At 59.9% G+C, this 11,524-nt stretch carries 8 protein-coding genes; 2 read left to right on the top strand and 6 right to left on the bottom strand.

Annotated elements, in window-relative coordinates; genetic code table 11:
- From FMN63_RS00585 to FMN63_RS00565, 5 genes are read right to left on the bottom strand one after another with little or no spacing between them, the layout of a single operon-like run.
- Entirely contained in the window at window positions 1–702 is a 702-nt protein-coding gene (locus FMN63_RS00585) for a hypothetical protein (protein WP_148582008.1), read from the bottom strand.
- 24 nt (window positions 703–726) lie between these two features.
- A complete protein-coding gene (locus FMN63_RS00580) occupies window positions 727–1,176 on the bottom strand; it encodes an ATP synthase subunit C (protein ID WP_148582007.1) in 450 nt (149 codons plus the stop codon).
- Window positions 1,173–2,966 (bottom strand): V-type ATP synthase subunit I, encoded by a 1,794-nt coding sequence (locus FMN63_RS00575; protein WP_148582006.1) that lies wholly within the window; start codon window positions 2,964–2,966, stop codon window positions 1,173–1,175. Before FMN63_RS00575 ends, FMN63_RS00580 begins: the two co-directional genes overlap by 4 nt.
- Window positions 2,963–3,586 (bottom strand): V-type ATP synthase subunit D, encoded by a 624-nt coding sequence (locus FMN63_RS00570; protein WP_148582005.1) that lies wholly within the window; start codon window positions 3,584–3,586, stop codon window positions 2,963–2,965. The genes FMN63_RS00575 and FMN63_RS00570 overlap by 4 nt, the downstream gene beginning before the upstream one ends.
- Window positions 3,586–4,953: a V-type ATP synthase subunit B gene (locus FMN63_RS00565; protein ID WP_148582004.1), complete on the bottom strand. Its 1,368-nt coding sequence runs from the start codon at window positions 4,951–4,953 to the stop codon at window positions 3,586–3,588. Before FMN63_RS00565 ends, FMN63_RS00570 begins: the two co-directional genes overlap by 1 nt.
- A gap of 673 nt (window positions 4,954–5,626) precedes the next feature.
- Here FMN63_RS00565 and FMN63_RS00560 point away from each other — a divergent pair.
- Both FMN63_RS00560 and FMN63_RS00555 read left to right on the top strand, forming a co-directional pair.
- A complete protein-coding gene (locus tag FMN63_RS00560; protein WP_286192508.1) occupies window positions 5,627–7,405 on the top strand; it encodes an ethylbenzene dehydrogenase-related protein in 1,779 nt (592 codons plus the stop codon).
- 58 nt (window positions 7,406–7,463) lie between these two features.
- Window positions 7,464–8,480, top strand: a complete 1,017-nt coding sequence (locus FMN63_RS00555) for a 2Fe-2S iron-sulfur cluster-binding protein (RefSeq protein WP_148582002.1) — start codon at window positions 7,464–7,466, stop codon at window positions 8,478–8,480.
- Window positions 8,481–8,628: 148 nt separating this feature from the next.
- Here FMN63_RS00555 and FMN63_RS00550 read toward each other — a convergent pair whose 3' ends face one another.
- The gene (locus tag FMN63_RS00550) at window positions 8,629–11,520 is read right to left on the bottom strand and encodes a putative bifunctional diguanylate cyclase/phosphodiesterase (RefSeq protein WP_209000868.1); all 2,892 of its coding nucleotides are present in this window, start codon (window positions 11,518–11,520) and stop codon (window positions 8,629–8,631) included.
- Between the last annotated feature and the right edge of the window lie 4 nt (window positions 11,521–11,524).

The raw sequence follows: 11,524 nt of genomic DNA, 5'->3' as shown, positions 1-11,524 counted from the left end.
TCAGCGCAGCACCCCTTCCATCACCGCCCGAAGGCGCGGTTGCAGGTGCCGCTTCAAAAGTGTCGCAATCGCCTCTTCGGTCAGGTCAATGGAAACGTCCCTGTCGGTCAGTTTCACCTTGATGCCATCGAAGCCCGGCGCGGTGGAGAAGGTGACCCCTTGCCGCAACACCTCGCCCGCCAGCGCGATGACAAAGTGGGTGAGCGTTCCCGGTTCAACCGCCTCCGGCGATTGCTTGAGTTCCTCGAAGGTGACGACCTTCTCCGGCAGGACGATCTCCATCGGCTCGGCGTTGCCGACTGAGGCGTTGTCCTTTGCGTTGGCGGCCATCGCCAGAATGAGGTTCTTCAAGAATTCCTGGTCGGCAAGCGTGGTTGCCACCAGCCGCCCGGCTTCCTGCTGGATGCGGTCGCCAAGCTCGTTGCGCATGCTGAGGACAAGATCACGCGCAGCAACCTTCAGCCCGTCTTCCGTTGCCGCCTTTTCGCGGGCGGCCTCCGCCCTTGCTTCGGCCAGCAGGCTATCCGCCTTCTGCCGTGCCTCTGCGACAATCGCCTCCGCCTTTTCCCGGGCCTTGGCCAGGATGGCATCGCCTTCCGACTGGCCAGCGGCCACGCCTTCGGACTTCAACCGCTCGATCAGGGCCTGGACACCGGCGCCGGCGGCATTCTCCAGATCATCTGCTGCGTCATGTTTGGACATAACCGCCTCCTCTTCCTTCTGGTCCTAAGCGGGGATCGAACCGGACAGGACCAGTGCGAAGACAAGAGCAAAGACCGAGAAGCCCTCCAGCACCGCTGCCGGAGCAAGCGAGATGCCGAAAATTTCCGGTTTGGCCTTGGATGCGTGAATGGCCGAGGCGAGAACCTCTCCCTGGCGGATGCCGGTGAAGAGCATGGTGACGCCTGACAAGAGCCCTATGCCGAACAGCGCTGCGCCATTGGCCGCGTCGATGGTGGGCTGCTGCAGCGAGAACATGATGACGATGCCGTAGATCACCTGGGAAGATGGCATCAGCGAGACGCCGATGAACCGACCATAGCCACCGTCGCTGTCCAGCATGGCGCCGATCGCGGCGCTGCCGCCAAGGGCGCAGCCCCAGGCGCTGCCGATGGCGCCGAGGGCGACTGGCGCGAACAGTCCAAACCAGCCGAGCGCCACAACGAATTCGTTCACAGGCGTGTCTCCTCTTTCCTGAAGGGACGGAAGGGCGTGCCCTCGTCCTTCAAACCCCAATTGAAAAATTCAATGACATTCAGGCGCAGACCATGCACACAGCCGGCGATCAGCCCCAGCCCGATGTTGATGGCGTGCCCAAGCACCAGGACCGCGATGGCGATCAGGAGGCCCACGCCCGGGACCGCGTGATTGAGCTGGCCCGACAGCGAATTGATGGTTTCGGCGAGCGAGGCTGCCGCAAGCCCCAGCGCAAACAGGCGCATGTAGCTGAGAACGTCGGAAAAGATGTTGACGACACGGGCCAGGGACGCGAGCCCGTCGAAGACCCTGAGGCCACCGGTCCTGAGCGAGGTCACCTTGCGGTCGCTGCCGAAGATACCGACCAGCAGAAGCCCTGCAACCACAGCGACCGGACCGGCGACATCCAGGGAGGTGCCCTGCGCCAGAAAGGTCGCCAGACCGCCAAGTGCCACCAGACACCAGCCGGCAGGCTGCATGCGTCCGCTCAGGGACTGTTCGTGCCAGGCGCGCATCAGGTTGGCGATGACGATGTGGATCACGCCGATGGCCAGCGTGATCTTCATCATCGTGTTGACATCCTTCAGGTGAAGCACCTTCAGGTGTGCCAGGAACGTTCCGTCGGGAGGCGTGACACCGAAATAGCTGCCCGTTGCCACACCGAAGGCCGCCGTGGAGATCATCAGCCAGACCGACATGCGGAACATGCGGCGGCCCAGCGCGGACCCCTTGAAGCGGTTTCGGAACAGAAACAGCAAGACGAGAAGGAGAAGGCCATAGCCTGCGTCCGTCATGATCATGCCAAAGAAGATCACGAAGGAAACATAGACAATCGCCGAGGGGTCCCATCCCCTGTAGCCGGGGGTCTGATAGAATTCCACCAGATCCTCTCCCGCTTCCAGCGCCGGCCTGTTTTCAAGAAGCGTGGGCGGCGTGTCGGCTTCTTCGACGTCCGTCACCAGCAGGGCAATGCCGAGACTGTCCGCAAGCCTGCTGATCTCCGCAAGCTGATCCCGCCGCGCCCAGGCCTGAAGCACGAAGACCCTGTCGGTATCCGCAGTTTCGAGCGCCACCCTGTGCCGGGCGGAATGGTCTCTGGCCGCAGCAAGGTTCTGGGCGAGCACGAACCGCCATTTGGTGAGCGCCTGTCGCTGCAGCTCCAGCTCTTCCTGTTGAATGGCTGCATCTTCATATTGGCGCCGCAGCACCGAAAGCGCCTCGGCCCCCACGTGAACACGGGGTACAGGCATGGCTTTTGCCTCCGGTTCATCCGGGGACAACAGCACAATGTAGCTGCGATACTTGTCGCGATGGACGACTTCCAGGATCTTGCCGACAGGATCGACCTGCCTGAGCTTGGCATTGGGCACCACGTAGAACCACAGTCGGTAGTCGCCGATCTCGGCCAGGTCGGAAAAGCTGAACTCGCCCCAGGGCTCCACGTCCTGAATGCGCTGCTCAAGGCGTGCCAGCCGGTCCTCGCAGTCACGGATGGCCTTGCGATTGGCAAGCGTCTGTTGGACGACCGCTTCCAGGTCGAAGCCGTCAGGATGGGTGACGGGGCGACGCTGCGCGTTGCTGTCCATGAGCCAGCGCAGGGCTTCGCTCGCCTCGCGCCCCCGGCCAGCCGGCACGGCTTCCAGTTCCTTTTGCGCTGACGTCAGGGGGATCAGATGAAAGGCGCCGAATTCCTGCGCGGCTTCCAGCACCCTGTCCTTGTCTTCAAGGATGCCGACCAGGTTCACCTTGACGAGCGGGACGATGGTCATAGGTCGGCCACCGAAGGTTCGGCAGCGCGGGCTGCCGTCTTGCGTTTGGAGATCTTGGCGCGGACAACGGCATCGCGTTCCGCGTCGGCAAGGGCCATGCGGATCTTCTTGATGTTGCGTTCCGCCTGCGGGATCAGCACCTTCTCGAACAGGTTGACCCTGCGCGAAATCACCGCTTCGGCTTCAATCAGCCGGGCAATCCGCTCCCTGGCAATGTCCCTTTCCTTGCTGAGCCGCAAAAGCTCCCGCATGCCGTCGACATAAGGGTCGACCCAATGCGGCCGCGCCAGACGGGAGTAGGGTTCCGTCTCGACTTCGATATCCTCCAGCACCGGCAGCCGGGTTCCGGAGAGATTCTGTTCGCCCACAACGACCTGCTTCAGCACCACGAGCCCTTCCAGCGGGACATGCTGGTTGGCAAGCATCGGCAGGGAACGCGCAAGGCCGTTGAAACGCTCTTCATATTCAGCCTCGAGCCGGACGGCCGTTTCCCTGGCCTTGGCGCGCTCGGCCATGATCTGGAGGCGCTTCAGCTCAAGCGACGGCAGGAAGCGCTTGTATTCCGAGAGCTGTCCGCTTTCCCGTGCCAGAGACGACTTGTTGAGGGCGAGCCTTGCCATCAGGCGGCCTCCTCGTCAGAGGTTCCACCGACAGGTTTCGGTTTCGGAAAATACTTGTCGATCAGCCCCTGCTTCATCAGAAGCTGTTCCGGCTGAAAGCATTCGGCAAGCGTCTGCCAGCACAGGTCGAGCGCTTCCTCCAGAGGGATGGCGACGTTGATATCCATGAAGCGCCGCCGGAACAGGCCGCCGAACTTCAGGAGCTGGCGGTCGTATTCCGACAATTCGAACGCCATCGACTGTTTCTGTTCCGCGTCCCTTGCTCCGGAATAGAAACGGATCATGGTGTTCATGATCTGGTTGTGGTCCTCACGCGTCACCTTGCCGATCACATGCTGCTTCAATCGAGAAAGCGAGCCGAAGGGATCCAGCACACCGCTGTGCAGATAAAACTGGCCTTCGGTGATGTAGCCGGTGTTGTCCGGCACCGGGTGGGTGACATCATTGCCCGGCATCGTGGTGACCGTCAGGATGGTGACGGAGCCGGAGCCTTTGAAATCGCATGCCTTTTCGTAGCGCCTGGCAAGCTGGGAATAAAGATCGCCCGGATAGCCCCGGTTTGCGGGCACCCGCTCCATGGCGATGGAAACTTCCTTCATCGCATCGGCGAAGGCGGTCATGTCGGTGAGCAGCACCAGCACGCGCTTGCCTTCCTCGACTGCGAATTTTTCAGCAACCGCAAGCGCCATATCCGGAACCTGCAGACGCTCGACCACCGGATCGGACGCCTGGTTGATGAACATGACAGTGCGCGGGAAGACGCCCGCATCCTCGAACTGCTGCCGGAAGAAGGCATAATCGTCGAAGATCAGCCCCAAGCCGCCGAACACCACGATGTCGGCGTCTGCCTGAATGCCGATCCGGGCCAGAAACGGGTTATAGGGCTCACCGGAAACCGAAAAGATCGGGATCTTCTGGCTTTCCACGAGGCAGTTGAAAATGTCGATCATCGGCACGTCGGTGCGGATCATGCGCGAGGCAAGCACGCGCTTCATCGGATTGGCCGAGGGGCCACCGATCGGAACCGACGGATCGCTGGACAGATCCGGTCCCCGATCTATCGGCTGACCGGCGCCGTCGAACACACGGCCCAGGATATTGTCCGAATAGGTGACCTTGGCCGGTTCGCCCAGGAAGCGCACCGACGCATTGTTTGCGAGACCCTTGGTGCCCGAGTTGACCTGCAGCGATACCATGTCCCGGTCGATGTTGATGACCTGCGCGAGAGACGTCTCACCATTGCCCGCATCGACCAGGGCCAGATCGCCGAGACAGGGACGCCCCTCCGACTCGCTCTTCGTCGAAGACACCTGAATGCGAATGATGTCGCCAACGATGTCGACAATCCGTGTATGGGAGACCAGCATTTATGCCCCCTTGGGAGTGAAGGTCATTCAAACGGGTCAGACCCGTTCTGTTGCAACGCACACCATCTTAGGCGGGTTTTTCAAGCCTGCACAACCAGGCCTTATGTACCGTTTCGGCCTCACCTCAACCGAATTGAAGTTAAGAGAAATATGATCGCATTCGTATGACCTGTATCAAAATCTCACCGAACAATACGGCGGGATTCCAAGCGCGTTGCCGTTCAATTGATTAACGCGGGTCAATGACGGCTCCACGACGAGGCCTTTCGGGAAAGGCAAAGACCTTGCGATGACAAGTTCTTGAGAGACGGATGAGGGGCATGCGATGAGACGTCGCAAGCATATCCTTAAATATCACTTAAAGATTAGCCTGTTCCTCTAAATATATTTTCTGTATTTTGAAAAATTTGAGAAAATTCAAACAATCATTAGTAAATCTACATCCTCATGAAAATAAAATTGATTTCTCATCTCAAATGCTTCCCAAGAGTAATAATATAATGCATGCATCAGACTGCCCGGATAGGTTTAAAGCTGGTTGCAATTGCCATTTTTTCTTCACTTTCGTTAAAATGTGATATTTTTTGGCTTAGAGCTTTGAAATTTCCCGACATCCGGTTGCACAACCTGTACCGGTAACCCGGTCGCGACGCTGGCGGCCCTGGAGAAAACGTTGACGGACCAAGTGACAGATCACGCCCTCGAACTGCCTTCATCGTCCAAGACCGACGGGCAAACAATTTCCGGCAAGTCGTCGGAAGGCGCGAACAGGCGGCCGGAAGACCGTTCTCCGCCGGTGCGCAGCGACATCGGAACGATCCTCCTGCACTGGACGCTGGTGGTCGCGATTGTCACCAGCCTGTTGACCGGTATGCGCCTGTCGGCCGATGCGGAAAACGCCTGGTTCTCGAGCCTGTTCGAACCGATCCTGCCACAGGGCGAAATCTGGACCTGGCACTATGTGTCGGCCGTCTTCGTGCTGGCGCTCATCTTCGCCTATGCGGCCTATATGACGCTTGCTCGCCTGAAACGCCGCATTTCTTCCAAGAAGATCGTCGTGCTGACGCTTCCCGCCAGCACGAAACTGCGCCTGGCCGCCGTCAACGTCATTGCCTATTGGATTCTTTTCGGCGCCGTACTCACCTTGTCGACCACCGGCGTTCTGCTCTACCTCGGGCATGGCGGCATCTGGGTGACGGTGCATTATACCGCGGCGCTCGTGGTGCTGACCTATATCGTTGCCCATGTGGTGCTTCATTACTGCTACGGCGGTGTCGCCCAATTGCTGCGGCTGTTCCGTCCCCAGGCCCTGCGCCGGTTCCCGGGCATGAGCCGCCATCCGCTTGCGCTTGCCCTTGTCCTTGGCGCGATTGTTCTGGTTGGCGCCGTCAGCCTCGATTTCGGAACGCGTGACAACCTTTTCGTTGCCGAAGGTGCCACACTGCCCGTGCTTGACGGCAAACTGGACGACCCCGTCTGGCAGTCCGCACCCCCGGTCTTCATCAGGACCCAGCAAGGCTCGAACCTGAACGGGACGGGTGAATCGACGGTCGAAGCTCGTGCCGTGCAGGTGGGTGACAAGATCGCCTTTGCCTTCCGCTGGGAGGACAAGAACCGCTCCTTGAAACGGCATCCGCTGATCAAGCGTGAAGACGGTTGGCACATGCTGAACAACCGGGCCGATTTTTCGGACGAGACCGCCTATTACGAGGACAAGTTCTCGGTTGCCTTTTCGACCACCGACACCTTTGGTGGCGGCGGCGCAACCCACATGGGACCAAAACCACTGGGGGACAAACCGGCTGCCTTCAACGGCCGCGGCCTGCATTACACCACCGATGGCAGCCTCGTCGACGTGTGGCAGTGGAAAGCCGCGCGCGGCGGCATGCTGGGGCGTGTCGACGACATGCACTTTTCGACACCGGTGGAACCGAATGAAGCCCAGGCCGCCGGCAAGAGCCGGTACAGCGCCGGCTACAATCCCGACGAGGGCAAGGCCTTCTACGTCTACAATTACATCGGTGATCCCGAGACCCATTACCATGGCACGGTTGGTGTGCACCGGCTTCCGGCCGACTACAAGAAGATGAGCGCACTGATGGGCTCCGTCGACCTCGCCCCCGATGCGATTGCGGACGAAGGATCGCAGTGGTGGATGTTCGAAAACGAAAGCGTACCCTATTCGCCGGAAAAAGACGCTGAAATTCCCGTCGGCACCATTATTCCCGGCGTTCTCATTCAGGGTGAATATTCCGGCAGCCGGGCGGATCTTCTGGGGGGCTCCAAATGGCAGGACGGCTACTGGACGCTTGAAGTTGTCCGGGACATGGACACCGGCCAAAGCCAGGACCTTGCAATGAAGGACGGCCTGTTCATGTGGGTCTCCGTGTTCGACCACAACCAGACCCGCCACACCCGTCATTCCCGGCCCGTGCGGGTGACCTTCAACTGAGCCCTGCCCTGCCCTTCCCGTCCTTCCCTAACGTTTCTTTCAACGGATGTAATCAGACATGTCGAAAAGCACCTGCACGGTCACCATCAACGGGAAGGCCATCAAGGCCAATGTCGGCGACACGCTGATCGATGCCGGCCTCGGCGGACGTCTTGTCATTCCGCACGACTGCTGTTCCGGCCAATGTGAAACCTGCCGTGTACGGGTGTTGAGCGGCCAGATCGACGACATGGGAACGAGGGAAAAGGACACCGTGCTCGGGTGCCTTTCGGTTCTGGAAGGCGATGCCGAGATCGCCTACGACCCGGTACCGCTCGTGAAGACGACCAAGGGCACGGTGGAAAGCATCCGGACGATCAAGGACGGCTATCTGAAAGTGCGGGTCAAGACAGCGCGGCCGGTGCCCTGGCTGCCCGGTCAATATTTGCGCGCAACCTTTGCCGGTTATCCGCCGCGCGACTATAGCCCGACGACCCCGCTCAACCTGGATGCGGAAGAGAATATTCTTGTGTTTCACATCAAGGTGTATCCGGACAGCACCGTGTCCTCGAAACTGGGCAAGGAGATTGCCAAGGGACATGCGGTAAAGCTGCGTGGCCCTTTCGGCAACGCTTTCCTGCGGCGGCAGCCGAACCCGATCCTGCTCACATCGACGGGCACCGGCTTCGCACCGATCTGGTCGATTGCCGTTGCGGCGAGCCTGGCGCAGACTGGCCGCGACATCCGGATCATTGCCGGGTCCAGGACACGAGACGGGATTTATATGCGTGACGCGGTCCGCTGGCTGCAAAGCCGGGGCATTCCCATCACCCTGACAGCGAGCGACGGGGACGGCGAGACGGTCAGCACCGCGCGCCCGCACGAACTTGTCGGCCCGCTCACGCCCGATCATGTCGTCTATTCGGCCGGCGCACCGTCCCATGTCGATGCCATGCGGGAGATCGCGCTGAGCGCCGGGGCGACATTCTACGCCGACCCGTTCTTTGTGGCGGAAGAAGACAGGGGCCTGATGACGCTGGCCGGCAACCTCCTCCGCAAGGCCTCCGCTCCTTTCAGTTCGGCCTCAGCCGGCTGAACCACGACCATGGCGCCAGGCCCCTGACCCAGAACCGGACACATCGGCACGTCAACCGTTGATCGGCCTGCAAGCACACGGGCGTTTTCCGCGCTCAGGTGGGTATTGGGAGGGTCTGGAAAGAAGTCGCCGGAGAAAGCAGCTGGAGCTACTGGGCGGCCGTGGTGAGCGACCGCGTTCCGGCAAAAATCAACTCTTCGGTGCTGTCGACCGGCATGGGCCTGCCCAGATAGTAGCCCTGTGCCTCGGTGCAGCCGATTTCGGTCAACATGTCGAGAAGCTTTCTCGTCTCCACACCTTCGGCGGTGGTGGTCATGTCGAGATTGTTGGCAAGTTCGATGACCGCTTTCACGATGGAAATGGAATCTTCCGAATACGCCATCGAGCGGACAAAAGACTGGTCGATCTTGATCTTGTCGAACGGGAACCGGCGCAGGTAGCTGAGCGAAGAATAGCCGGTGCCGAAATCGTCCATGGACACTTTCACACCCAGCGATTTGGCCTGGTGCAGCGAGTCCAGAACGTCTTCGGAATCTGTCAGAAGTACGCTTTCGGTCACTTCCAGCTCCAGCCGCTCGGCCTTGAGGCCCGTTTGCGTCAGGGCATCGATCAACACCGGGCCGAAGGCATGGCCGCGTAGTTGCCGGGGAGACAGATTGACCGCGATCCTCAGATGATCGGGCCATTTGGCCGCGATCCGGCAAGCTTCCATCAGAACCCATTCGCCCAGTTGGGTGATCAGGCCCGTATCCTCGGCAAGCGGAATGAAATCCGCAGGGGAGACCATGCCCCGCGTCGGATGGTTCCAACGCACCAGCGCCTCGAAGCCCGAAATCAGGTCATCTGCGAGCGTATATTGCGGCTGGAAATAAAGCTCCAGCTCACCGTCGGCGACCGCGGTTCTGAGATCGGTGATGAGCTCGCGCCTATCGTTGACGGCCGTGCCCATGTCCATCTCGAAGAAGCGGTAGGTGTTACGGCCATCTTCCTTGGCCCGGTAAAGCGCAAGATCCGCCTGCTTGAACAGCTCGTCACCCGCGGTGCCGTCGGCCCTGGCAATGGTAATGCCGATGCTGACGCCGATGACGATTTCATGGTCCGCGATCTGGAACGGCTGGGAAAGCTCCCAGATGACGGACTGCGCCAGTTCCTCGACTTCCTGCAACCTGGACGGCAGGCCGGTGAGGATCGCGAATTCGTCGCCCCCCAGCCGGACCACAACGTCCTTTCGGCCGATCAGCCTGCGCAATCGTTCCGCCACCTGGCGCAACAATTCGTCGCCAATGGGGTGGCCCAGGCTGTCGTTGACGGTCTTGAACTCGTCCAGGTCGAGGCAAAGAATGGCGAATTCGCCGCCTTTGACCAGCTGCTGGTTCAACAGCATGTCCAACTGGTCTCGAAACTCGATGCGGTTCGGCAGTTGCGTCAGAAGATCGTGACGTGCCAGGAACGCCAGCCGGTCACGCGCTTCCTGCCGCTCGGTGACGTCCTCTGAAATCGCGACCCAGCCGCCTTCGGCCAAGGGCTGGCGGGTGGTCAGAACGATCCGGCCAGAGCGGATCTTCACCATTTCCGTGCTTTGGGAGCCGCTTGCATACCTGTGATCCGGCAGGCGAGACTCGTAAAGCCCATTATCTTCGGTTTCGACGGCCTCCACCTTTTGCAGTGTGGCGAGCTGGGCGGCTGTCATGCCTGGTACGACCTTGCCCGCCTCAAGTTGGAACAATTCGGCGTAACGCTGGTTCGAGACGATCAACCGGCCATTTGCATCGAACATGCACAGGCCATGGGACATGTTGTTGAGCGCTGCGTCAAACAGGACGTTCTGCTCCCGCAACTGGGCCTCCTGGGACCGCAGGATCGAGTTTTTCTCGTGTACGCGCTCGCGAAGCGCATCGCGTTCTTTCACCGATCGCTGCAGGGAAACAACAGAGCGGGCAATGTCGCCGACTTCATCCATGCGCTCCGTGCCAACGACCTCGCTTTCGAAATCGCCTGTGGCGATGCCGGTGAGAACCCGGGTAATCTTGGTCAGCGGCCTGGTAATCTGCCGGGACATCAAAAAGGCGACTGCGGCGAAGGCCACCAGCGCAATCAGCCCGAACAAAAACAGCCGCCTGAGCAGCTTGGCTTCTTCTTCCGTACCGATGCGCGTCAGTTTGTGCTGAATTTCGGTCAGCGCCTCAATTGGCGTCAGCGCGCAGACGGTCAGCGGCACGACGGGCACGCCGCATTCGATGACATGGGCACCATTTTCGGTGATGTTCGGCGTTTCCGACGACCTGGCCAGATCGGGCATCTTGCCGGAGAAATTCGCGGTGGAAATGATCTGGCTATCGTAAAGAATTGCCATCTCGAAAGAATTGATCTTGGCCAGATCAACCAGAAGCGGCTCTTCCGGCCGCAGCCAGCGCTGTCCGACGAGACCACCGATCACATAACCGAAGTCATCGAAAACGGGGACGAACAAGATCTGCGATACTTCATTGACCTTGTCACCAGGCACAAAGACACCCGTTTCGGACCGTGGTAAAACGCCGGAGTAGGTCAGTTTCTGTCCTGGAAAACTGTCTTTCAGCGATCTGGCAACCTCGTCGAAGAAGCTCAGGTTCTGCATCGTCGAGCCCAGCTCGACAAGGTCCGCTGAATAGGAGGACGCCCCGATCACGTGGCCCTCTTCATCCAGAACGACAATGCCGTCCATATCCGCCAGTTCCGCTGCCGGACCGAGCAGTTCCGACATCGCAACAACGTTGCGGGACTGAACAGCTTTGGCGGTGTCGACCCTTTCCGAGAGGGCGTCTATACGGCGCAGTCGGTCCTGAAACAGGAACTCCATACGGGTTCCGGCAAGCTCCACGTCCGCATTCAGCGTTTCCAGAAGACGGGCCCGGGACAGCTCGAGCAGTTCGGTTTCCTGCCGCTGCATGCTGTCTTCAAGCTGAAACGCAACCAGTCCGATAAAACCGGCAAAAGCACACACCGCCGTGAAAACGGCGCCATATGTGTAATGCCAGAGAAGGGACGAGTGACGGATCATGTGC

It is taken from the genome of Stappia sp. BW2, from assembly GCF_008107695.1.
Lineage (GTDB): Bacteria > Pseudomonadota > Alphaproteobacteria > Rhizobiales > Stappiaceae > Roseibium.
This window is presented reverse-complemented; position numbering and strand designations above follow the sequence as displayed.